We start from the raw sequence: 22,888 nt of genomic DNA on the forward strand, positions 1-22,888 counted from the left end.
ATGTTTAATAGCAGGGCTGACTGAAAATCTATTAGTATTTTTATTACAGTACAAAATGGTATTTTTATAAAATGATAATTTAATTTATCTCGCTTAGGTACTCCGAGAAATTAAATATTATTGATTTAAGCTGCAATACAAATTACAGCTTAATAATTGAGTTAGATTGAAAATAATCTAGCATTGAACACATAACAGAAATATTGAATACCGATTGCAGAATGTATTCCAGCCTGCAATCGGTAATTCGCAGATAAAAATATAATGATTAATTGTCGCTCAGAAATAAAAGTTAACAAAAAAGCTGCAAGATAAATCGATTATTATTTAGCAGCAAAATATTACATAAAATTACTTAAATATTACTTCGCAACCATCAGATATGCATAGCATCATTCCATAAATCAAATATTTGCTTTTCATCCAGATGCAGAACATCAGTTAAAAATTTCCACCAATTATCATTATCCAATAAAAAACTTTGCGTTTCCAGAATGTAATTGCGAATCTTGATTAATTCTATACCAGTCATAGCATTTTCAGCAGCTGCAACCAATGCTGCCTTATTTTTATCCAAACTGATTTCCAGCTGGGAAAGCATCTGCATACGGGACAAAGTTCCGGCACTCCTGCGTTTATCTAGCAAGCGTAATTGTGCTGCATCAGCTTTTTCTACCCAGCTATTTTTTTTCTCTGACCATTGATGATAAATATCAGGACAAGGCATTGTGGTAACCGTAGCTGGCAATATGCCCGGTTCATCGATCGCTACTACTTCGCCGGTTTTCTTGCAGTATACCGTTGCACCTCGATGGTCTTCGATATACTGCCAGTTATCATCTGTCCATTGTGCAATAAAACCTTTTTTAGACTCTGGCTGTTCAGCCTGAATACATAATCTGGGAATCAGATAATAGCCGTTATTTTCCAAAGGATCCAAGTCTGCTGTAGTCATACCAACAAAGTAGTTGTTTTCGTCTAGTTGGCAAACAGGAATAGTTTTTGCATAAATTTCCATTTTTATCCTTTAAATTTTAATACATGCTAATAATGCAATATTACGCGGTCTTGCTTCATTGCCACCATTATAATCAGTTGAAAACATATGCGTATGTGAACCATTTCCATTTGTTTGGAAATAATGATTATGGTTTCCAGCAATATCTGTATGTCCCCATCTCTCAATATTGCCACTATTAGTTTCAAAATTTGTGCCGGCACCATTAGTACTAATAGGTATACCATGGTTATGTTCGCCATTGATAGATGTCCAACCTGTATGGTCATGCCATCCTGATTCTAATGTAGTACCATTATGGTTATGACTTAAATTTTGATTGGATTGCCATGTGCCTATAGCGCGTCCAGTATCTATGCCGCGCCCATCATCCCAAGCCCGCAAGAATTCACCACGTAAATCAGGTAAATTAAAAGTAGTTTTACCATCTCCTGCACCAAATCGTGTACCAAGAGCTGCAAATAGATTTGCATATGTTGTACGTGATATGGCTGCACCATTAGCCTTTAACCAGCCTGTAGGTGCCCAGTCAATGGCAAAATAATGAACTGCACCTACAGGTGTGGCATTTATATCCATACTACCATCAAACGGCACACCATTAATTTTCCGTACTGTTTTCAATCTGGATGCGGTATCAGCAGTTTTAGCGGTACCATCCTTATCCAATTTGCTGTCATTCAATACTTTGCCTTGCCGTGCAGATAATGCTGAGAATTTGTCATTAGAGTTCAGCGAGTCAATTATCTTGGTTACTCCGGCAATATCGGCAGTTGCGGCAGCTGGCGCACTTGATGCTATTAACATTTTAATTGCCGTTATTACCTGATTCTGTGTGGCCTTTTCCGGTTTGATTCTTGCCGCCGTCAGAATAGCAATTAATTCAGCCTGTACCTGATTCAGCCAGCTAGCCGGCAATACAGTGCCCAGTTCGTTTATTCCGTTACCATCATGAAATAGCCCGTCCTGCGTATCAATTGGATACATCTTTTATTTGTCCTTATATGTAAATCGTATATCGGTAAATGCTGGTTTCAGCTCTTTTAATACACTTTCAATAATTACGTCACCATATGCTGTCAGTCTGTCACCGGCTGTTGACATTCCGGCACGAAAGCGTGTTGCGCGACTATCGGCATTTTTAATGTTTACCCACCACACCCACATAATGTCTTCCCGTGCCAGTCTGTCACCGGCTCGGCTGATACCTACACGGAATGGCTGCGGCTCGGTTATGGTGATATCGTAGCCAATTGAAGCGGCCATCTGCATAAAATAAGGAATACTCAGGCCACCGGTTTCGTTAATTTTGGTGATCACTGCCAGTATTCTTTGCTGGCCGTTTTTGCCGGTGCTGTCCAGATTGAGTAGTTCTTCCCAGCGCACGATATAATTTCCGGATGTGCGTGGGTCAATAACACCCAGTTTACGACGGGCAGCATTTTGTATTTCATCCAGACAGTTGCCATCAATTGTGGCGGCATTTCTTACTGCCGGTGCAGTACGGTTGTATGCAACCGGAGGTAATAACCCCAGTAAAGTATTGACGTAACTCATAGCAAACTCACATCAACTTTACCCAGCATAAACCATTCAATCTTTTTGTTTGTCTCTGCGATTAGATTGGCTGAGGGCTGGGCCATTTTGCGATCAATAACGCTGGATACGTCACTGATTACCGCTTCCAGCTGGGAGGCAATCACGCTATCACCAGGCTTCAATGTGCTGAAATGTTCCTGCAAGGCCTGTCGGATATCTGCAGCCGCCCTGTCAAGGTTTGCATCGGACAAGCGTACTTTAACTTTAATATCAACTCTGGTGACATCGGGCTTGATGACAAAGCTGTTTTTAGCCGTTACCGGTCGCACTGAATCAATATAAGCCTGTACTTTGCTGACTATCTCATCACTGGGTAAATTATTATTACTGGTAATGACAATATCTACCGTACCAAGCCCGCGGCGTAATGGATATACATATGCACTGGTAACGCCGTCCACGCTCAATGCCCAAGCACGATAGTCATATTTATTGCCTCCGGCAGGTGGCCGACGTAATAAATCCAATAAACGGTTCAGTAATGAAGTATCGCTTTCAACATCAGTACCACCGGTAGCTTGTATGATTTCCACATCGCTGGATATACCTATCGGTGCAGCCATAAATTGTGCTGCTTTATTATGCTGATTTGATGCAGCACCAGCCTCATGCGCCTGTATGGATAAAACAGCAGTGCCCTCGTTTCCGATCGCAGCCTGTTGCTGAACTGTATACAAATGCTCACCACATATAATTTGTAATTTTGCCTCAATTAATGATCCCGGAATACCACGAGCAATAGCTGTTCCGCTGGCGGAAGTAGCATTTTTACGGCGTATACCACGCAGATTACAATGTCTCTCCAGAAATTCTGTATCCGCAGTATCCGGAAAAAACTGTCTTAATATCCATGCCTGATGAGCATATTGTCCCGTGGCACAACTGGCCAGACTGCTGGCTCGAATATAATTATCACTATCTGAAGAAACATCAGCCTGAGGGTTTAATGAAACCATATCACGCAAAATAGCGTGGCGTATTTCCTCAAATGTCGGAATATTGTGCATTTTCAAAATCCATTTAATTATTTTTTTAAATTACTTTAACCGGACACTCAAATATAAATTTTTCTCCAGTTAATTGCGTTACCTGTATATTCAATTTCAGCATGCCATTATGTGGTTGCATGGTGGCGACAGAAATATCTGCCGCACGTCCATCATCAATAATTGGCTGTAAAGCCTGTTGCGCATACTGTCTGGCCAGCAAACTAACTGATTGCAAATCTTTTTCCCGTTCAAGCGTATACAACAGTGAACCTAATTTTTTATCCGCCCAATAACTACCCAGCGGTGTCATCAGACGCAGATAAACTGCATTTTGTAAGTGATTTATAATCTGTCCGGTGTAATCACCTGTTCTGGTGTCTATTTCTCTATCCATAAACTACTCCGGTTATGCTATTTTTATAGTTTATTAAAATAACTATTTTTACCTGAAGCTGAAGAGCTTCAGCAGCTATCAGACAGGCTTGCCCACTCTGACAGCATGATCATGGCCTGCCAGACTGATCCCACTGGCTTTAACATCACCGACAGTGGTATAGCTACCATCAGTCTGTACAATGTTGCCTGAAAATATCGCCCCCTGCCCCCCTTTGATATTCATTCCGCCATTACCATTTATCTGACCTATCGCAGTAATTTTCTGTGAACAATTAACATTTTGTGCACTGATATTTACGCCTGCCTGAGCATCGATATTCACACCAGCCGCAGCCTCGATTTTCACTCCTGCCGGTGCTTTAATATTTAAGGTTTCACAATCAATTTCAATCAGCTTGCCATTTTTCAGAGTAATAGATGCCCCAGACTGGTTATAAACAGCTACTTCTCCTGCGGCCAGTGCTTTAATGCGGTATTCACCATGCTCAGTGGCAATAATAATGCCATGACTGGTCTGACCGCTTAAGGGCAAAACAATAGCTTCCGAACCCACGGGCGGATTACTGGTAAAACCAAATTGCTGTATCTGCTCCACATCCTGTAAAACCTCATCGGCCAAAGCTGCTACCTGAGCAGATTGAATCGGCTGAGAGGCATTTACCCGTGTCAGCCTGCCTCGAAAAGCCTGCCGGACTGAGCTGGTAGTATTATTAATTGTCGTTCTGGTTTTGTTTACCAGCTTCGCAACATAACTCATCTGACTCTCCAATTAAAATTTATTCCGATTAAATATATACGCCGTTATATCTTGACCTGTTTAATCTGCCGGTTAGTCACACCTTTACGCTTTCCTTTACGTGATCGTGCTGCGGCGGATTTTTTAACATAAGCATCCGGCGTCCATATTCCATCCTCTTTTAAGCGCAGTTCAGTCAGCGTACCGCCACTTCGATTCAGTAAAAAACGGCGTCCCATCAGAAAAAAAATGGCATCTATTTGCTGTTCTTCATCAATCACATGCACACGTTGTCCGGGTTGCCACAGCAGGCCATCCTGAGTTTTATGATCTGCAACCGTAATCGTTAAAGTAAAACCTTCCAGACGCCAGTCAGAAAGCATTTTTTTTGCCTGCACCTTCAACTGTTCCAGATTTTCAGCATCACCGATTAATACTGTTTTCGGCTTATATAAAACCATTGTTTCGTCTTTGTATACCCATTTCAAATCGTGTTTTGACGAATTGGCATAACGGGTGTGACTTTGGCCAAGAAAGGTCACTTCCGAGTAACGATTTTCAGTACTATACTCAATATGAATACTTTGAATATTACGTCTGTAATCATTTTTACTGTGGCACAGAGTTGCCACTGGCGGGCTGGCGTAATCAGCACCACCAACAACCAGCGTACCATCTGGCTCCAGCCACACATGCAAACCTGCCTTATAGGCAATTTTGCTCAGTGCCTGCCAAGCAGTTTCCCCGGGTTCAATGTCCACTTTATCCAGAACCGGATTTTTTTCGGCTTTTAATATCACCTTTTTGATTTGTGGCCATGGTTCAACTATCTTTTGTGCGGCAGCTAAAACATTCATTCCTTTAACATTAATCTGTTTGACGCTGCAATCCACCAGTAAACCGGCAAGGTCACGGCCATTAAAACCGATACTATGGTTGTTTTTATCAACCATTTCATTCTGATGGCCAATGATTCCGGTCATAACCAACTGGTTATTAATTAACACCTCACATTGCAAGGAGCTATAGTCGGCCAGAACACTCTGATTTTGAGAAACATTGGTTTCAAAACTGAAGGCATCAGCAGGAATCAGAAAATCACTGTCAATATCATAGCTAAGCCAGTCTTTATGCTCTTTCCCCCCTATTCGCACTACCACTTCATTGCCATATGGATAAGGCAACATTTCAGTTTCATTTAACATAATAATTAATCCACTCATTACGCTGAATAAATGATGGATGGCACAAATGAGGATTGAGACGCATTAATTCATTTGCCCGTTCAATATCCCGATAAAGTAAATACGCCAGCTGATGAATGGTGCCGTTAATATCCGCTTTTCTGGTACGCATTGGCGGTTTCTGATTAATGACGGCCAAAGCATAGTCATTAAATTGTGCGGCCATATTGGCCAGCAACTGAATCATTATCGTCGTCTGCGTATAAATACTGGCAGCATTAATGCTTTTGACATTATCAGCATAATCATAAGTTGCACGTAACATATCTATTAATTTTTGAATATGCAGCCGAAGATTATTATTGATATACAGCAACTCATTTGCTGTCACCCTGTCACTATTTACTTCAATCATCGTGACTGTATTCTGCATCAAAGCACCAAGACTCAATAATTGCAGAATCTGGGCAATCGGTTGCATCTGAATATCAGCAATCTTTTGTACATGATTGATCGCTTCTTCCTCAGTTTCCTGTCTGTCCTGACTATACAGAATATTATCAGGCAAGTTATTCAGGCCATCTACACGGTTACTGACAGAATCAAAAGTCTGTCTGGTACTTAAACTGCCAGTAGCATACTGTGCATCATTCGCCAGACCTGTTGTCACCATTGTGGCTACAGAATGAATCAGCCTGCTTACGTCCTGACTGTAAGATGCAGAAGAAAAAGTTTTACTGGTCAAATATTTTATGGGGTCAAGATCGAAAAAGCGGCGAACACTGCCAGCTACGCCACACAATGCGGCAAATACACCATTTGTACTGCCCCATAAAGACGAAATTCCCTCCCGAACGCTTAACAGCGTTTCAGAATAATCCAGTACCTGCTGTGTATACTTTTCCAGAGTATTCTGTATCTGTTCTAATTTGGCTAACCACTGATTCTCAAATAAAAATATCGGAGCTGATTCTTTTGCTTCAAAAAAAGTTATATCCAGTGCAACATAATTAACCGAATCAGCTTCAGTACGAAATGACCAGCTTGCAGCAATCATATTTTGTAACAGGCCTAAAACCGGATGAACTAATGTGCCTGCACCCGGTTCCTCCAGCACAGCCAGTAACTGTGATAACTGTGTATCAAAGCCTGCACCAAAATAGACAGCAGCAACCTGACATTGTCGTCCCTGTGTACCCAGATCCTCAATATCGGTTCCATTTGCAAACGGACGGCCATGCCGTACCAGCGCTTTCTCATTTTTATCACTGATAGAAATGACATCAAAGGCAACATTTTTGTAACTCGCCTTTTGCAGATTATTCTTCCACATAGTCATTATTGTGCACCTCCACGGTTATACATTTCCATCTGATTGCGTGACACCAGATTACTAATCACTCTGCCATCAAGCGTCACCGTAAGATTATTCTGAATAACCTGTTGCTGGTTCGAGAGAATAGTAGCTATTTTGTCTAAACGTATACCCAACTCCTGTACAATAGCCTGAAAAGCATTTTGAAATTCAGCACTTTGCTGTACAAGCACAGACTGCCCGGCACCAGACTGGCTTTCTATTGCGGGCAGATTAGCCTGAATATCTCGGTACGAAAGCATCATCGCAGCAGATGGCGTCATATCAGCACTAGCTATCAGCTGATCCTTTTCACAGGCAAACACTGATTGCCCATATAATGCAGGATCGAGTCCATAGGCATTCCGAAAATCTGGTGTGTATGGCTGACTGCTTCCCATACCTGTTGTGGCTTCTATTTCTTCAGCATCTTTCTTTTGCGTAACAGCATCACCTACCTTATCTCCCATGATGCTGCCGCCAATTCCGCCAAGTAAACTGCCAATCAGCCCTCCCAGCGCAGTACCTACACCAGGTAATATTAATGTTCCGATTGCTGCACCAGCCTGAGCTCCAGCCCAGGCTCCAGCCAGACCTCCCGCGGTACTGGTTGCATTTTTTATTTGAGCTGTCTTCTTTTCTTCATAGGTTAAACTGTCATCATTCTGAATCGCATATACATTATAAGCGCCACCAAGGACAGCTACTGCGGAATTACCCCGGCCTAATAATTTGCCAGGAACCCTAGCTGGAACCTTTCTGCCTTTAACCCTTGTTTTCCGACTGGCTGGCGTTTTTGTATCTTTGTTTCTGTTCGATTTTCTTCTTTCTCTGTCAAAATCACCCCCGGCATCAATATCGATATCGCCTCTTTGCCCAGACAAAGTGCCCAATGCTTTCAGTGCGGTTGCTGCACTACCGGCGGCGGCCGCCAAAGCAGTTACAGCCAAAGTAAGAGCAGGAAATTCAGCCGATAACTCAGTTAATCTGGTTTGAAAATTAACTAATGGTTCTACTACATCACTTCTGCCCAAAGTAGCCAGGGCACGATTTTTTTCCTGCTGCCGCTCCGGATCCGCAGATAACACAGCTAACTGTTTGGCAGCCAGACCATCAGCATCTTTCTGCAACGCATTTATTTGTGGCAGCAACAGATTATTATTCAAACTGGCATTAACAGCATCTCTGGCATCTACAGGAATAAAAGATAACAGCTTATCCTGACGCGCTTGCATCTGTTGCTGAGCATGTATATCGCCGGCATCGGCTTTTTGCTTTAAATTCTGGTAATTCCTGTCTTTAGCAAGAATATCACTGCAAACTTTAATCAGGGATTGAGCATCATTTAAGCCCTGCATACTGCCCTGTTCCCTGATTTTATCCCAGTCAAGATGTTTGCCTGATGCATCAGGGTCTTTAATTTTACTCAGAGTACTGGCCAATTCCGGATTAGCCAATGCTTCCAGCAAAGCTTTAACGCTTTTACTTGCATCGTCATTAGATTCTGACTTTTTTGATGTAGCCTGTAAGGCTGAAATTAAATAATCGATACCTCCGGTATCTGTTAGCCCCGCCTTTTTGGCAGAAGACAATAAATCTGGTAATTCACCCTGCAACTGGGCAATAGTAAATTTACCCTGACTGCTTGATGCAATAATATGATCAGAAACCGAGTTATAATCCTTATCCTGCAAACCATAATCTGCCAATGATTTGTACAGTCTGGCTGTATTTTCATGATCATACTCACCGGCGCTGGCAGCTGATCCGACCATGGTACGATGTGCATAAGGAATAGTTGCCTTAACCTGATCCAGAGTCATGTCCTGCTGTAACATATCAGTGAACAGATTCAGCGCAGCCTGTGATGTACCGCCATTTCTGGCAACCAAACCCTGAATCAAACCCTGAATTTCTTTTACGCCCTGAGTTTTAATCCAGTCTGCCGATTTACTTTTATCTGTACCATATGCTTTTACAGCAGCCTGAATAACACCCGAACGTAATTTCTTTTCATCATCTATTGCCGGCTTAACTGCACCGTAGACAGCCTTTCCCCCCTTGACAATTTCACCGCCAACCGTTTTGGCTACACCCCATTTAGATGATTTTTTTTGCTGTTCTGCAATATTTTTTTGTATTTTAGAACTTTTTTCTAATTCCTTATTTAACTCACGAATACTGTTACGAGAAGCTCTGGTTGCATGCTGAATCTGCTTTTGTGCCGCATTAGCAGTAGCAGTAAAATTCTTATATGCATTTTTAGTCTTGCCAATTTCCCGCTGTATTTCCTGTTCAGAGCGTATTTCCTTCCGTAATCGCATATCCGCAGCACGTTGTTGCTCTCGCTGAATCTGCTGAATAATTCGGATTTGTGATTTACCGGCTTTCTCACTTTCCCTGACTGCAACAGCAGCTGTGCGCTTTATTTGCTGTTCTAATTTTTTTACCTCCTCAGTCATTCTGGTAATGGAGGCCTCCTGTTTTGCTAGCGACTCCTGATTTGAAGACATGTCAATACTCTCGCCTAATTGTTGATTATATTTATTCTGACCGATTAAAAATAATGGATAGAAGTGAATATGCCTGAGCAGCATTCATGCAAAAAGCCCTGCCATGAAGCAGGGCTTTCATCAATCAGGCTGATTAGCTAACAAACTATCTTTAACTGGCTGGAATGGTTTTGGCTTTCTCTGGCGTAAAGAAATAATAACATTATCATCATCATTTTTTATGCCCATACTCTCCAGAACAGTCTCAATCCAGACAGATACTTCAGCATGGCACATCATACTAACCATGGCTGGTGTAATCATTGATTTAGCCAGCAGAATACATGCCTGTCGATAATTTTTATGAGCTATTGCATAACTACGCTGCTGTCCGCTTCCTCTGATGCCGCTGGGTCTGACTGGCCAGCGGCAATCGATTTTGAACGTAAAGATTCCATACTGGTTAAAATTGACTGATAATCTTCTGAAGCAAGGTTGTGCAATAGAAATTCAACACTCAGGTTTTCTGCATCAATACCAGAAACTTCCAATTGTTGTGCCCAATAAGCCAGTGTAGTCAAAATGGCTTTTTTTGCACCCGATACATCTTCAATCAAACCGGTTTCTTCCAGTACTTCCAGTGCCTTGAGTTCATCTGCCAAAGTCAGAGGCTTAACAGTATAATCAAAATACATCTGGCCATTGTACGCCAGACCATAAACCAGCTTTCCAGTCTCTTTTAACATTATTCCACCACTTTATCCAATGCAAACATTTCAATATCACGACGCGCTTCATTTTCTACACTGTATTCTTCCGAACATTTAGTGCTGGTACAACCTATATAGCTGATACGTGCTTCATCTGCATTACGGGGGTAAATAGTAATTTTTGCATTGGTGATGTTGTCCCAGTCAATACCACTTTCATCCAGCGGAATGGCTGCACTGACACTCATTGTGTATTCTGTCACACCATCTGCATAACCACGCACTTTGCCGGATTTGTTCATGGTCTTAACTACTTTACGCCCGGTTGTCACTTCCGGTTTGAAGCTGATAATCTCCACTTCACGACCATTCACTTCCATAATTACCGCACCGGCATATTTAGCGCCTGTTTTATTTGCCATATTTTTTCCTTTATATAGACAAGGTGTTAACCTTGAAACTAACACCTTATATGATTAATTTATAAGTACAGATCCACACGTGCGGCCAGTACATGCAGACCATTGACTACATCGGCAGGGATAACTGCATCCAGGCGGTTTGGATCATTTGGATTACGCTGTACAATCAACTTATCCTTATTTTCCAGAACCGCCTCCAGAATTTCGGCATTTTCACACTGATACAATACATCCAGAATTTCTGAGCGCACCCTCAACGGAGTACGTTCTGAAAGTTTCTCACGCGGAAAACGTAAGGCGATACGCTGATTAACAGCATCACGTACATAGTCAAGTGTACGAATCGTGGTGATATCCAGCAATGCCGGATCATCTGTACCTGTGGCATTTTTCACATAGGTAGATACGGCACGCATAATCTGCACCCGATTATTCACGATCTGCAAAGGAGTCAGCCCGTTATACAGAGCACTGTTAAACTCAGCAAACAGAGGCCAGCTGGCATCAGCTGTTTTTCTCAGCCCTTTTATTTCCAGTGTATTGAGTGGGCGAGCCGGATCATTTTCACCAGCAATTACAGCAGCATAACCCGCTGCAATAATGCCATTGCCTTCCATGGCATTTTTATACCAGGCTATGGTAATACGGCCACTATTAATTTCATTAGCAAAAGTGGTGCCTGTACTGAGTGTGCCGCGCCAGCCCATCACTCCGATACAGCCACGCTTTTCAATCGCATTGGATACAAGATCAATATGATCAGATAATTTTCTGGCATTTAAATCATCAGTAAAAGCACTACAGATAATATGGTAATGTTTGCCGGCTACCTGCTCAAGAGCAGGACCAATATCCTGATTCCCATTACCATTCTGAAATGGTTTTATATCGATGAAAGCTTGATTCGCGTCAGCACTGTCTGCACTAAAAGATACCATTAAGGCAATTTCATTACCAATCGAACCCGTATTTCTGGCTGTTAATGTAATTTTAGCGCCATCAGCATTGGCACTGACCAATATCTCCGCGTCATTAATAATGTCAGCCATTCTGGATGTAACATCAGGAATAGCCTCATCATTACTTACACGAGTCTGGCAATCAATTCCGCCAATGGTTACTGTCAGAACGCCAGAATTATCTGGTAAATGTTTAATGGTTACACTTGCATCAGCAGGATTACTTTGCACCGCATCATCAACAGTAATCACTGTTAAATCCAGATAGGGATTATTAACAAATGCCTGTTTTACACAATAATATGCCCAGGAACCCTGGCCAAACAGGTTAGCAGCATCAGCATCACTAAATAATTGTACTGGTGTCAGTGCCGGCTGTTTACTCTTTGGCAATCTAGATGCAATCAGTAACATTTTTTGCGGATTGGCTGGCAAGCCTCTTACTGCAGTACGCGTATTGAATTCAATATACCGGCCTGGTACACGAATATCACTGCGCACAGTATCAAACTGAATATTATCAATCATTCCTTTACTCCTGTTTCATTTTTTAAATTTTCCGTTATCATTATCAGATCACCATCAGCTACCAATCGACGGTAATAGAGACTTTCTGGAACCTTAACCGGGTTATGTGTAATATAAGAATTAACGCGATTTTCCTTTGGCACGCGTAAACCATCTGCTGCTTGAACGATCATCTTCTCTTTCATATACACTAGTTATAAATCAGTTCTGTATACTTTTATTTTTTATATTCAATACTAAAGAACCAAATTGAGCTGGCGCTTCAGAATGCTTGCCGGCAAACAGACTAAAAACATAATCCGGATTATTTATATCAGTGGTGTATTCTGGATAATGATCACTTTCAATCCCATAAATATCACATACCGCTTCAAATTCAACCGCGACTATATCCAGATTTTCTGTATTGCTATCTAATGTGGATATAAACAGTGGACGAACCGTTTTTGGCTGTAAACCAAAGCTGTTTAATTCTTCATTTAATCTCTGCCCCGCAAGCAGACGTAAAACCGCATAAACCAGATCATTTATATCCGCACTTGGATAAGGTGGCTCATCTGTAATACGATTAGATATACACACCACATAAAACCCGGCACTCAGTTCAAAACGTAGCCGTTCAGAACCTTTTGCATTTATCTGTGCCTGATTAAAGGTTAATAAAATAGCCGGTTTCTTTCTTATCTTGGTTAAAACCTCTTTATTTTCCAGCCCGCCGAAATACAAACCAACCTCATTAACCATCGAGCCCAGCCCTTGTTTCAGGCGTGTGATGATTTCACTTTGGATTTTGTTTAGCACAGCTAATTTATTCACTCCTTTCTATAAATTCAATATATTTACTTATCATAAAATACACAAATATGGCTTATCTGTTTCTTACTCCGATTCATGCTGTTTAAAACAGATTAATCAGGATAATGGCTTATAATAATTACGTATTTATACAAATTTATTTTATGAAATAATAATTTTTTCCTGCTTCCACAGAAATTTCATACAAATAGTTAAAGCTGGCTGTAGCATATAATGCTGCAACAGATATAAACAGGATGTACCTATCATCCTGATGCTCAGACATACTAAGGCAAGCAACAGATACTTGCCCGCAAACGAGGATATATGTCTATTTTTTATCAGATTTTAAATTGTTCTGGCTTCTGCCCACATTTCAAATACATTATCCTGCCGAATTTGTAAAATGTTGGTCAGAAAATTCCACCATAACTTGTTTTCCAGTGCAAAGTTTTACGTTTCAAAAAAATTTTTATAAATATTTTAAAAAAGTACAGAAATTTTATTATCTAATTCTTCTGTACTAACCTTGTTACTCTTCTGGTTTGCTTGGCATATCAGAAATTAAACCTTTCTGATACTTTAATAAAGCAGCTCGGTACTTCCTCCAAGCAAGCAATCCCTTTTCTGCTTCTTGCCTTTCTTCTTCAGTATCAGAAAAATCAAGCATATCTTGATACGCTGCAATTTTTTCAGCGGCAACAGATAATAATGTATTAATTCTCGCCTTTCGTTCGTTATCTATCTGCTGCTGTTTCTGTGCCTCTGCTTCTGGTGACATAATCCATTTGTTTTCTTTTTCTGACCAATGATGGAAATAATCAGGACAAGGGGTAGTTGTCACTGTTTTCGGCAACTCACCCGGTTCGCTGATTTTAATTTCCTGTCCGGTTTCTTTGCTATAAACAACTTCACTACGATGGTCTTCGATATATTGCCATGAGTCACCAGTCCATTGCGCGATATAACCAGCTTTAAACTTTGGTTCATCCGCCTCAATGCAGAATCCTGGTATTAGATAATGACCATTACCTTCTAATGGGTCCAAATCTGCTGTAGTCATACCAACAAAGTAGTTGTTTTCGTCCAACTGACATACAGGAATTGTGGGAGCATATATTTTCATTTTTAATCCTTAAATTTTGATACAAGCTAATAATGCGATATTACGTGGTCTGGTCATGGTGAAAAAATTTCCTGACCATGCCGGTCTCTGATAACTGTAAGGTTCCGAATAAAAAGCCTTTGGTAAATCTCCAATCCACGGATCGCCAAACTTTCTTGCTGAATAATCCATCGTCACCATATCAAAAATTTCTGGTCCTACTGGGTCATCATGACTGATAGGAGTACCAGTTTGCCATCGGCCAAGCCATCTTCCTTGGTCAACACCCCTGCCATCATCATAAGCACGAATAAATTCACCACGTAAATCCGGCAGATTAAAAGTTGTTGATCCATCTCCTGCTCCATAATATGTGCCAAGTACAGCAAATAAACCCGCATATGCCGTGCGTGAAACAGCCGCGCCATTGGCTTTTAACCAGCCAGTTGGTGCCCAGTCTTGTGCGAAGTACATTACTGCGCCAGCAGGCGTCACATTAATATCTTGCGTACCGTCAAATGGCACGCCATTAATCTTCCGAGGGTTATATAACCTAAAAGCTGATCCTGCATTACCAAAAGTATGCTGATTACCTTTGACATTCACCCCCGGTAAATCAATATCTTTAGTGCCATCGAACACCACACCACCAATTTTGCAGGGCTTAAATAATTTAGACGCAGTGGCCGCATTACCCGATGTATTCTGATTACCGGGTTTGTTCACTCCGGGTAAATCGATATCTGCCGAACCATTAAATACCACACCACCAACTTTTCTGGCATTGGTAAGTTTGTCAGCCATCGATGCTCTTTTGGCCTGTTCCGCATTCACTGCATTTGTTGCGGTTGCTGATTTGTCCAGTTTATTGTCTTTTAACCATTTAGTCCGGTTGGCCAGCTGGCGAGTGGGTACATTATCGATACCATTCTCACCACCCAGTACCGGATCGGATGTTTCCCATTGATAAATGCCTTCTTCCCAGAACGAAGTTTCTTTTAAATTTGCCATTAAGCAGTTCCTTTGTTAAACGAGCCATCACGCTGTGCCTGTCCATTGTGTTGCAGCGGTACGGCGGTATAATCCAGACTGGCCAGCACGCAGCGTGCCGGCGCAAAAGCAGCCAGGGTATGATGTAATAAAGCGGCCTGTTGATTGGTAATCGGGTTATTCAGCAAAATACGGTAATGCGCCCAGTAAGCATTATGTCCATGCACATATAAACCGGAGCGCTGAATATTCCCGTTGTGCTGTTGATGATTAAGCCCCTCAATAATGGTGATTTCACCAAAACCGAGACGGCGAACAATTTCTCTTAACGCCCAAGGAGTTCCCTTGCTGCGGTGAAGTTCATATGCACCTTTAATCAACTGGCGTTTGGCCTGATCGCTTTCGGCCAACCAGTAGCCATTTACGCCGAGAATACAATGACTTTCAGCCAAAAGTTCAAGATGATCGGCCAGTACCAGATTTACTAATCGAGGCATAAGCTGTGGCGTACTGACCATATCCAGCCGCAAGCCAAGAGCAGCCAGTGCCCGCATACGCTGGTCTCGTTCAATCACATCAGCATAAGTGAGCTTAGCCATCCACAGCCTCCTCCGCTATGGTGAGGTTCAGATTAGTACAGTGCGCCCAAGTATCGGCTGCAACTGTAGTCAGTTTAAGTTCTGGCGTTGCAACGTTATAGACTCCGTCAACCTTTAATAAAGATTGAATTACCAGAGGCACCACATCTACCCCTAGTCGCTGTTCCTGACTATATTGATATTGCTGCCAAGCAGCTTTAGCCGCAGTCAGTACTGCCTGAGCATCAGCACCGACAAACAGCGTTAGGGTTGCAGCAACCTGATAATTGAAAGTTTTGGGTGCACGTACTACTACCCGATCACATAACGGACGTACACGTTCATCCGATAAAGCTGTCTGTACCTGATTAATCAGCTCCATTGATGGCAGGCCGGCTTTAGTAAGTAAAGTTACGGCAACCACTCCCCCTAAAGAGTTACCCTCTTTATCAGTATCATTGGTTACATAAACATCAATAATGTCCTGACTAACCTGACGGGTAAAATATTCATAGGCACCAACCGGACCAGCCACTGAAAATGATTCCGGTGCCAGCAGAATGCGTACCCGATAGGCATCATCACTTTCAATATCTACCCCGCCACTTGAGGTTGTGATATTACTAACCTTAACTTCAATTACATCAGACACATGATCTATTAAAGTATTAATCTGTCCGGATGACCAGCCATTGCCCACAATACCAGTTGACTGACAGACAGCAACCAGCTCAATACTGGTACTGGCAGCAGTAAGCAAACCTGCTTCAACAGTGGCAAATATCAGCGAATCTACAGTAACTCTGGTTCCTTTAGGAATCACAACCTGTTCTTTACCTGTCAGTTTGGCCTGAAAACGCAGCGTTGTTTGAGCCGGTTGTGCCTGTAACCTTGGTGTATGAACATCATCTCCGCATAAATCCAGCATTAAACCAGTAGCAAAGCGTACATGCTGCTGCCGATAAGCTTCATTTATCTGTTGCCGAGTCAGTGCCTCGCGATAAGCATAAGTATTAATCAGCAAACGCTCAATATGCGCCGGCTGTAATACCTTGCCGGTACGATTCTGATAATCAGTTATCGTCTCAGCCAGAATTGTTGCCAGATCGTCTTCAACTACCTTTACATCTGCCCGCGCCAGCTTAGTTAAATCTGTCATTTACGCACCAATCCAATATGTGTTTGATAAATTTCACCTGCTACCTCTCCTGCTATATGCCAGTGGACAGTTATCGTTAACTCAGGTGCATGACCTGTAAAGCTAACGCGCTCCACCACCACGCGCTTTTCCCATGTCTGAATAGCCAGAATCACTTCGCGAGTCACTCCGGGAACAAATACATCTTCTGGTGTATCCAGATAATCCAGATGGTTAGAACCAAAAGCCGGACGGGTAACATCGGTTCCCTTACGTGTCATTAAAATATTCAAAATACATTGATTAATATCATCAATGCCGGCCACAATATCGCCACCGCTTTCCTGCGGTGCTAGCTGCCAGTGGCGGGTACGTGGTGTAATTGTCATAGCTCTTTTCCAGTAATAAAAAATCCCTGCCATTGTTGGCAGGGATGAAAAACGGGTATGAATGAGCGTTTAGTTGAACATCAATTCGGTGTACCTGTATTACCACCTGAAGTCAGATCTGGATGAGTGTGACCCTTAAGGCTTTTACCATCTGCCACCACATCACCTCCTTTAACCCTAATCGTGCCGGCAATCGATGCTGCTGCATTACCCCCGCCAGAACCGGCCATACCGCCCTGATAGGTTAATTTTCCCTGCACCAGTAAATTGCCTGTAACTGTAGTAGACGGCGCATCCAAAGTGATTTCACTGGCCTGAACCAACACCGTATCTGCTTCTACTACCACCTTGCCGGCAGTATGCACATAAACCTCGCCACTGTTGCGATCATGACTGATTACCGTGCCATTACTAAACTTTTTCATCCATATATCATTGCTTTTTGTCGGGGTAATATCATTCTGATTATATAAGGCTCCCAGAACTACTCCACTTTCACCTCTTGCATCAAGAATACATGCCACCAGCTCACCTACATCTGGTAAAGAATAAAAGCAGTTTCTGCCAGCGGCCGCAGTAAGCATTGGCAGCCAGTCAGTCTGCATATTCTCCAGTGCCGGAATATTTACTTTAAGCAAATGCCTGCCAGCATCAATGGCTTCCACAACGCCAAACTGTAAGGTTGCCCCAAATTCATACAGTTTCTGCATATTTTTCCCCATCGGCATCATCAGCTATATATTCGATCATATTGATTTCCAGAGACGTACTATAACCAGAACTGCGACTCACATTATGGCTGGCCTGCTTAATCTGATAATTTCCCGACATCTTGCCATAACCGCGCAAACGTATAATCTGACCGGCCACCAGCTTTACATTGCCAAACAACTCCAGACTACCGGTTACCTGACACTGACGTGCATCAGTAAGTGCAGCATCAGCACGTGCAGTTAACTGCTGTTGCGATTCCCCCTTATTGGCCACAATCTTTAACATGTCACCACTTGCGCTCTGTTTACTCTGCGGCCGCAAAGGCTGCCCCTTGCGTTTTACCGTTCGCACCTGTTTAGCTTTAGTATCATAGCCGCAAGCCACTACCTCATCAGGCACACCTTTGAGCTGATCACGAAAACTTGCAGACACTACTTCTTCCGGCTGCAACACCAGCACTGGTTCTTGTGCCGTTAATTCCGTATTGGCAATAAAAGCTAAAGTCTGGTCGACGATTTTAAAAGTATAGCCAAACTGCTTTGCCAGCCGTGCCAGAAATTCCACATCACTTTCCTGATACTGAGTAATACGTTCAATTTCCAGTTTGGCAATCGGATTTTTGACTTCCAGCTGCAATCGCGCTGCCACCATCTGCACAATTTTTTCCAGTGTCGTTTTCTCATATGCTCTTGGCTGTAAAGTGCGGCTGGCACGGGTAATCCCCGTGGAGAGAGCTTTCAGAGTGATCACATTGGGCTTGAACGCATAATCAATATCAGCAATCTCAAAATTGCCCAGATTTACCATACCGGTAAACTGGTCTCCCAGTGCAAACGATAACACATCACCCTGATTCGGATACCAGCTACGCAGCCATCTGCCATCCGTATCCTCAAACGATACTGACAACTCATCCGATTGTTCGCCCAGATAATCCGTATAGTTGATACTAAGCAGATAAGGCCTTATTGCCAGAGTAATATCTTTTTTCTCATAGCCTATAGTAAAGTCTGGCATCGTAACTGGATGGGTTCGCCCCAAACCGGATACTCCTGTCAGCATACTTAACGCATCCATGGTGGCATATCCTCCTGTGCTGTATGCGTATCCGACTGAATGACTGGAATCAGTACCGTCAGATTGGCAGTAAACTGTTCAGCCAGCGGTAAATGCGGATTAGCGGCAATCAGCCGGTCAAGCATCGTGGCATCACCATAGTATTTATGTGCAATCAAATCCCAGCGATCCCCTTCACAAGTCTGATATTGCAAAACTGAATCAACCATAATCAGGCCTCATCCTTTCTCGCGGCCAGCCACGCCATTAATGACTGGGCGCCGGTAGTCGCATTACTGATACTATCCTCCACCATCGATAACAGCCTTTCACTCTTATCCAGCCAGTCTCCCCACTCACCACTGTCATAACCGGTCTGAATCAGATTCACACATTCCTCCAGCTGATGAGCGGCCTGACCGGTATATGACAGAAAATCTGCCGCACCAGACAGATCACTAAACCATGCACCTACCTCAGGCAAAGTATTTAGTTTGCTTAGCGTCTGGCCGCCAACAGTCAGCGCATCGGCAATCATACCCAGCCAGCCAGAAGTATTATGCTGTACAGTACGCGCCCGCGTGATTAAATTCTGAATTTCGGTAACATCATGTTCAACTGCATGATAAATACGTACCCCTGTCTGTACCGCCGCCGCAACCTTGTTAACAGCCCCTTTAATCGAATCCGGCATAAAAGAAAGCAGCGGATTCTGACCCTTCATGATGCCCGGCGTTGGTAACGGATTATTCGGATCACCAACAAATTCAAGCAGCTCAACACTGATTTCACGCGCGGCAGTACGTCCCTGTGCATCCTGAATCAAAGTAGTACTACTCAACTGCTGAATAACAAACCAGCCAACAAACCGTCCAGACCCAAACACCAGCGCCAACGCCTGCTGCGCCTCCTTGGCATTAATCAGTGCAGTATAGGCACTATCCGGATTACCCAGTTTCCAGTGCAGCAACATACCGAAACGAATGTTAGTCAGATCATTACCGGTAGCCTGCAAACGCGGGCGTCCGGCCAATACATCATGTTTAGCAAAGACAGCACTGTGCGTTTCTTCATAACTGCTGAAACTCTCCAGTACTTCAAAACGAATATCCCCCAGCATTGCATACATCAGTAACTCCTCAACTCTTTTGCCTGTATCATGCGCCGGTACATCTGCTCAAATTCACGCTGACTCAGCGCCAGTGCCTGCTGAATCACAGTACGGTCTGCATTACCGTTAACCTGAATAGTCGGATTAAAATTAATAGTTACTGCACCGGAATCATGTCCTGCCGGATAGCGGTTCTGCGCAAATTCTGCTGCATTAAGCTGCATCTTTTCATTAAACTGAGCCGTTAACGTACCAGAGCGGCTTTTAAATTTCTGCTGTATGCGGTCAGCAGCCACACCTATTGCCGTTACTGGTTTATCTGCACCGAGGTCAACGCCCAGATGCATGCCCTCCATCAACGAACCACCAATACTCTTAAATACACGGCTAGGCGAATTAATGCCAAATACAGATTTAGCCTTATTAATAATTTTACTGGCAAATTCACCTACAGCATTAATAGCCTTAGTAATACCCTCAGTGAAACTTTTAACCAGACCATCAATAATATTGCGTCCAAACTCACTGAATTTTGCCGGTAATTCCTTAAAAAATTTCATTCCTGCTTCAAATTTAGTTTTAACTGTATCCCATAAACCAACAAAAAAATTCTTAATTGGTTGCCAATATTTATAAATCAACAATGCTGCTGCACCAATTGCCAGAGCAACCAAACCTATAGGCGTCATCAAAAAAGCCCTGCCTACGGCCATAATCGCGTGGCGCAGCAGATTCAGCACAATACGGCCTTTACCCAATGCACTGAAACCCCTGCCCAGACTGGAAAAAACCGTAAACAAAGGTTTTGCTACTTTGGTAATCAGACCAAATGACTGCACAATTTTCTTAATTGGCGCAATGGCAGTACGCCCAATCGTGGCAAATGCCTTTTGCAGTAAACCCAGTGCTGAGCGCCCCTTATTGAACACCGCAAAATTCTTGCCCACACCAGCCAGCCTGCTGCCAAAAGACAACAGCTTCTGGCGCAATGAGCCGGCAGACTTTCCCACTGAGGTAATAGCGGAACGTAAACGCTGAAACACCGAACCACCCTGCTTGAGGTCACGTGCAATCTGAAAACGGGCAAAAATAGTACGTAATAGCGCCAGCGGACCAGTAACCATAGTGATGGCATAACGCACCAAAAGCAGCGTCATCCGCAGCCCGGCCAAACCTACACCAAAAGCCACCACAGATTTAATCAGCGCTGGATGCTTCTGAATAAAAGGCAATACCGTATTGAGCAGCACATCTTTGGCCACCTGAGCAAAAGTATTAATTTCGGGTGCCAGCGTTGCACCAAAAGCATTGCTTACCTCAATAACCGCATCGTGTAAATTATCCATACTAACCGCAAGCGTATTAGTCTGAAGCTGGGTACGCTGATCCAAAGATGGCTGATTACCCATTCGGGTTTGCATCGCAGCAAAACCAGTACCGCCGCCCTGAGCTGCTGCTGAAGCAATCTGTCCGCCACTCTTGCCAAATACAGCATCCATCATATTAAATGCAGCACGGTCACCATATTTCGCTTTAACTTTATTAAAATTTGCCTCCAGCTCACCTACAACCACATGCATATCTTTAAGTGAGTCGTCTTTATTAAACAGACTAAACTTCACACCTGATTTCTGCATCATCTGGCGCATTTCTGTACTCATCGCAGAAGTTGCCTGCTGCATAGCTTTCGGCCCCTGTGCCAGCCTATCCAGAAATTCCCCCATACCATCGGCAGCATCAGACCTGCTTACACCACCATGTATTGCCATTCCCTCAAGGGCATATATTTTTTGCTGATTCTGCAAACCAGTCAGATGCAGTCTTTGTAATGGCGAAGCCATAGCAGCCTGGGATTTTTCGATATCCTCCAGACTCATACCTGACGAGTGAGCAATTTTCTGGACAGCATCCAGACCAGCAGACAATTCCGTATCCTTCAGCTTATAAGTCTGCATTAACCCCTTAGCTACAGAAATGTCCTCAATCTTCTTGCCAAATAACACATTAAAACCGGCAATTGCCTTCATCCCCCCCTGAAGCACCGCATCATCAGACATATTAGCCAGCTTCATATTAGTGGCAAGATGAGTATAATCATTTTTATTACCCTGTTGCTCAAGACTCAGCTGCGTAGACTGGGCATTAATCTGATTAAACCTGCCCATGCTGCCATCTTTCTGCATCACAGCCTGTTTTAGTCCAGTTTCTGCCGTTTCACGTTCCATGTGAATTTTCACCGATTTCTCAACCGGTTTCATCAAAGTCTTAATAGTGCTTTGGGTTTTAGCTAATTCTCCACCAATTTTCTTGCGCTGTTCCAGAATTTTGTTATATCTGTCTACTGCCTGAGTTAGCCTATTCTGCGCGCTGACTGCTTTTGCAGTGGCTGCAGAAAAATTATCCAGAGACTGGATTTTCACCTGCAAACCCCGTATAGATCTCCCCATCTCCTCAATCTGTCTGGTCGCCACACCGATAGCAGAACCAAAGGCCTTGACAGAACGCTGTACCTCACCAAAATCAGAAACAAATCCACTATCCATAACAGCACCAATGCATTTCTATCCATTATCTTAATTGATACTGGAATTCACCAACTTATTATTTATTATTCATAAAAATCAT

25 protein-coding genes are annotated in these 22,888 nt (G+C 43.0%); all 25 read right to left on the bottom strand.

Translation table 11 applies throughout. The features are described from left to right. Nucleotides 1-376 precede the first annotated feature (376 nt). On the bottom strand, nt 377-1,018 hold the full coding sequence (locus BHC51_RS03905; RefSeq protein WP_100153366.1) for a hypothetical protein: 642 nt from the start codon (nt 1,016-1,018) through the stop codon (nt 377-379). 9 nt (nt 1,019-1,027) lie between these two features. Continuing rightward, a complete protein-coding gene (locus tag BHC51_RS03910; RefSeq protein WP_100153367.1) occupies nt 1,028-2,005 on the bottom strand; it encodes a phage tail protein in 978 nt (325 codons plus the stop codon). A 3-nt stretch (nt 2,006-2,008) separates the two neighbouring features. Continuing rightward, nucleotides 2,009-2,575, bottom strand: a complete 567-nt coding sequence (locus BHC51_RS03915) for a YmfQ family protein (RefSeq protein ID WP_100123791.1) — start codon at nt 2,573-2,575, stop codon at nt 2,009-2,011. Then, complete coding sequence (locus tag BHC51_RS03920; RefSeq protein WP_100153368.1) at nt 2,572-3,624, bottom strand: baseplate J/gp47 family protein; 1,053 nt, start codon at nt 3,622-3,624, stop codon at nt 2,572-2,574. Before BHC51_RS03920 ends, BHC51_RS03915 begins: the two co-directional genes overlap by 4 nt. A gap of 25 nt (nt 3,625-3,649) precedes the next feature. Next, nucleotides 3,650-4,000, bottom strand: a complete 351-nt coding sequence (locus BHC51_RS03925; RefSeq protein ID WP_100153369.1) for a phage GP46 family protein — start codon at nt 3,998-4,000, stop codon at nt 3,650-3,652. Between the two features lie 78 nt (nt 4,001-4,078). After that, a complete protein-coding gene (locus BHC51_RS03930; protein WP_100153370.1) occupies nt 4,079-4,759 on the bottom strand; it encodes a phage baseplate assembly protein V in 681 nt (226 codons plus the stop codon). Nucleotides 4,760-4,803: 44 nt separating this feature from the next. After that, nucleotides 4,804-5,943 carry a phage baseplate assembly protein gene (locus BHC51_RS03935; protein ID WP_257384764.1) on the bottom strand — a complete coding sequence of 380 codons (1,140 nt, stop codon included), beginning with the start codon at nt 5,941-5,943 and terminating at the stop codon, nt 4,804-4,806. Beyond that, on the bottom strand, nt 5,933-7,261 hold the full coding sequence (locus BHC51_RS03940; protein ID WP_100153371.1) for a DNA circularization protein: 1,329 nt from the start codon (nt 7,259-7,261) through the stop codon (nt 5,933-5,935). The genes BHC51_RS03935 and BHC51_RS03940 overlap by 11 nt, the downstream gene beginning before the upstream one ends. Beyond that, a complete protein-coding gene (locus BHC51_RS03945) occupies nt 7,261-9,789 on the bottom strand; it encodes a phage tail tape measure protein (RefSeq protein ID WP_143558747.1) in 2,529 nt (842 codons plus the stop codon). Before BHC51_RS03945 ends, BHC51_RS03940 begins: the two co-directional genes overlap by 1 nt. 120 nt (nt 9,790-9,909) lie before the next feature. Beyond that, nucleotides 9,910-10,092 (bottom strand): TetR family transcriptional regulator, encoded by a 183-nt coding sequence (locus tag BHC51_RS03950; RefSeq protein WP_100090297.1) that lies wholly within the window; start codon nt 10,090-10,092, stop codon nt 9,910-9,912. Between the two features lie 44 nt (nt 10,093-10,136). Next, a complete protein-coding gene (locus BHC51_RS03955; RefSeq protein ID WP_100123784.1) occupies nt 10,137-10,514 on the bottom strand; it encodes a hypothetical protein in 378 nt (125 codons plus the stop codon). Beyond that, on the bottom strand, nt 10,514-10,900 hold the full coding sequence (locus tag BHC51_RS03960) for a phage tail protein (protein WP_093090215.1): 387 nt from the start codon (nt 10,898-10,900) through the stop codon (nt 10,514-10,516). The genes BHC51_RS03955 and BHC51_RS03960 overlap by 1 nt, the downstream gene beginning before the upstream one ends. Nucleotides 10,901-10,959: 59 nt before the next feature. Then, a complete protein-coding gene (locus BHC51_RS03965; RefSeq protein WP_218966373.1) occupies nt 10,960-12,384 on the bottom strand; it encodes a phage tail sheath subtilisin-like domain-containing protein in 1,425 nt (474 codons plus the stop codon). Beyond that, the gene (locus BHC51_RS03970; protein ID WP_218965848.1) at nt 12,384-12,572 is read right to left on the bottom strand and encodes a DUF2635 domain-containing protein; all 189 of its coding nucleotides are present in this window, start codon (nt 12,570-12,572) and stop codon (nt 12,384-12,386) included. Before BHC51_RS03970 ends, BHC51_RS03965 begins: the two co-directional genes overlap by 1 nt. A gap of 16 nt (nt 12,573-12,588) precedes the next feature. Then, nucleotides 12,589-13,203 (bottom strand): phage protein Gp37, encoded by a 615-nt coding sequence (locus BHC51_RS03975; protein ID WP_100153374.1) that lies wholly within the window; start codon nt 13,201-13,203, stop codon nt 12,589-12,591. Nucleotides 13,204-13,714: 511 nt separating this feature from the next. Beyond that, nucleotides 13,715-14,308 (bottom strand): tail fiber assembly protein, encoded by a 594-nt coding sequence (locus tag BHC51_RS03980; protein ID WP_100153375.1) that lies wholly within the window; start codon nt 14,306-14,308, stop codon nt 13,715-13,717. Nucleotides 14,309-14,317: 9 nt separating this feature from the next. Then, complete coding sequence (locus BHC51_RS13005) at nt 14,318-15,298, bottom strand: phage tail protein (RefSeq protein ID WP_100153376.1); 981 nt, start codon at nt 15,296-15,298, stop codon at nt 14,318-14,320. Continuing rightward, complete coding sequence (locus BHC51_RS03990; protein WP_100123780.1) at nt 15,298-15,876, bottom strand: phage tail protein; 579 nt, start codon at nt 15,874-15,876, stop codon at nt 15,298-15,300. The genes BHC51_RS13005 and BHC51_RS03990 overlap by 1 nt, the downstream gene beginning before the upstream one ends. Continuing rightward, nucleotides 15,869-17,014 (bottom strand): baseplate assembly protein, encoded by a 1,146-nt coding sequence (locus BHC51_RS03995; protein WP_100153377.1) that lies wholly within the window; start codon nt 17,012-17,014, stop codon nt 15,869-15,871. Before BHC51_RS03995 ends, BHC51_RS03990 begins: the two co-directional genes overlap by 8 nt. Beyond that, nucleotides 17,011-17,382 carry a GPW/gp25 family protein gene (locus BHC51_RS04000; protein ID WP_100153378.1) on the bottom strand — a complete coding sequence of 124 codons (372 nt, stop codon included), beginning with the start codon at nt 17,380-17,382 and terminating at the stop codon, nt 17,011-17,013. The genes BHC51_RS03995 and BHC51_RS04000 overlap by 4 nt, the downstream gene beginning before the upstream one ends. 80 nt (nt 17,383-17,462) lie before the next feature. Next, nucleotides 17,463-18,092, bottom strand: coding sequence for a phage baseplate assembly protein V (locus BHC51_RS04005; RefSeq protein ID WP_100153392.1), 630 nt, complete (start codon nt 18,090-18,092; stop codon nt 17,463-17,465). Then, on the bottom strand, nt 18,076-19,173 hold the full coding sequence (locus BHC51_RS04010) for a phage late control D family protein (RefSeq protein WP_100123776.1): 1,098 nt from the start codon (nt 19,171-19,173) through the stop codon (nt 18,076-18,078). The genes BHC51_RS04005 and BHC51_RS04010 overlap by 17 nt, the downstream gene beginning before the upstream one ends. Next, nucleotides 19,161-19,382, bottom strand: a complete 222-nt coding sequence (locus BHC51_RS04015) for a tail protein X (protein ID WP_100100638.1) — start codon at nt 19,380-19,382, stop codon at nt 19,161-19,163. Before BHC51_RS04015 ends, BHC51_RS04010 begins: the two co-directional genes overlap by 13 nt. Before the next feature lie 2 nt (nt 19,383-19,384). Next, nucleotides 19,385-20,281 carry a phage tail protein gene (locus tag BHC51_RS04020; RefSeq protein WP_100153379.1) on the bottom strand — a complete coding sequence of 299 codons (897 nt, stop codon included), beginning with the start codon at nt 20,279-20,281 and terminating at the stop codon, nt 19,385-19,387. Continuing rightward, nucleotides 20,281-22,806: a phage tail tape measure protein gene (locus BHC51_RS04025; RefSeq protein ID WP_100153380.1), complete on the bottom strand. Its 2,526-nt coding sequence runs from the start codon at nt 22,804-22,806 to the stop codon at nt 20,281-20,283. Before BHC51_RS04025 ends, BHC51_RS04020 begins: the two co-directional genes overlap by 1 nt. Nucleotides 22,807-22,888: the final 82 nt, after the last annotated feature.

Source organism: Snodgrassella alvi (assembly GCF_002777745.1).
Classification (GTDB): domain Bacteria; phylum Pseudomonadota; class Gammaproteobacteria; order Burkholderiales; family Neisseriaceae; genus Snodgrassella; species Snodgrassella alvi_D.

Bases quoted from the DNA above. Each gene is read 5' to 3' on its own strand.
- BHC51_RS03905 (WP_100153366.1), bottom strand. From the start codon at position 1,018: ATGGAAATTTATGCAAAAACTATTCCTGTTTGCCAACTAGACGAAAAC.
- BHC51_RS03910 (WP_100153367.1), bottom strand. From the start codon at position 2,005: ATGTATCCAATTGATACGCAGGACGGGCTATTTCATGATGGTAACGGA.
- BHC51_RS03915 (WP_100123791.1), bottom strand. From the start codon at position 2,575: ATGAGTTACGTCAATACTTTACTGGGGTTATTACCTCCGGTTGCATAC.
- BHC51_RS03920 (WP_100153368.1), bottom strand. From the start codon at position 3,624: ATGCACAATATTCCGACATTTGAGGAAATACGCCACGCTATTTTGCGT.
- BHC51_RS03925 (WP_100153369.1), bottom strand. From the start codon at position 4,000: ATGGATAGAGAAATAGACACCAGAACAGGTGATTACACCGGACAGATT.
- BHC51_RS03930 (WP_100153370.1), bottom strand. From the start codon at position 4,759: ATGAGTTATGTTGCGAAGCTGGTAAACAAAACCAGAACGACAATTAAT.
- BHC51_RS03935 (WP_257384764.1), bottom strand. From the start codon at position 5,943: ATGTTAAATGAAACTGAAATGTTGCCTTATCCATATGGCAATGAAGTG.
- BHC51_RS03940 (WP_100153371.1), bottom strand. From the start codon at position 7,261: ATGACTATGTGGAAGAATAATCTGCAAAAGGCGAGTTACAAAAATGTT.
- BHC51_RS03945 (WP_143558747.1), bottom strand. From the start codon at position 9,789: ATGTCTTCAAATCAGGAGTCGCTAGCAAAACAGGAGGCCTCCATTACC.
- BHC51_RS03950 (WP_100090297.1), bottom strand. From the start codon at position 10,092: ATGATTACACCAGCCATGGTTAGTATGATGTGCCATGCTGAAGTATCT.
- BHC51_RS03955 (WP_100123784.1), bottom strand. From the start codon at position 10,514: ATGTTAAAAGAGACTGGAAAGCTGGTTTATGGTCTGGCGTACAATGGC.
- BHC51_RS03960 (WP_093090215.1), bottom strand. From the start codon at position 10,900: ATGGCAAATAAAACAGGCGCTAAATATGCCGGTGCGGTAATTATGGAA.
- BHC51_RS03970 (WP_218965848.1), bottom strand. From the start codon at position 12,572: ATGAAAGAGAAGATGATCGTTCAAGCAGCAGATGGTTTACGCGTGCCA.
- BHC51_RS03980 (WP_100153375.1), bottom strand. From the start codon at position 14,308: ATGAAAATATATGCTCCCACAATTCCTGTATGTCAGTTGGACGAAAAC.
- BHC51_RS13005 (WP_100153376.1), bottom strand. From the start codon at position 15,298: ATGGCAAATTTAAAAGAAACTTCGTTCTGGGAAGAAGGCATTTATCAA.
- BHC51_RS03990 (WP_100123780.1), bottom strand. From the start codon at position 15,876: ATGGCTAAGCTCACTTATGCTGATGTGATTGAACGAGACCAGCGTATG.
- BHC51_RS03995 (WP_100153377.1), bottom strand. From the start codon at position 17,014: ATGACAGATTTAACTAAGCTGGCGCGGGCAGATGTAAAGGTAGTTGAA.
- BHC51_RS04000 (WP_100153378.1), bottom strand. From the start codon at position 17,382: ATGACAATTACACCACGTACCCGCCACTGGCAGCTAGCACCGCAGGAA.
- BHC51_RS04005 (WP_100153392.1), bottom strand. From the start codon at position 18,092: ATGCAGAAACTGTATGAATTTGGGGCAACCTTACAGTTTGGCGTTGTG.
- BHC51_RS04010 (WP_100123776.1), bottom strand. From the start codon at position 19,173: ATGGATGCGTTAAGTATGCTGACAGGAGTATCCGGTTTGGGGCGAACC.
- BHC51_RS04015 (WP_100100638.1), bottom strand. From the start codon at position 19,382: ATGGTTGATTCAGTTTTGCAATATCAGACTTGTGAAGGGGATCGCTGG.
- BHC51_RS04020 (WP_100153379.1), bottom strand. From the start codon at position 20,281: ATGTATGCAATGCTGGGGGATATTCGTTTTGAAGTACTGGAGAGTTTC.
- BHC51_RS04025 (WP_100153380.1), bottom strand. From the start codon at position 22,806: ATGGATAGTGGATTTGTTTCTGATTTTGGTGAGGTACAGCGTTCTGTC.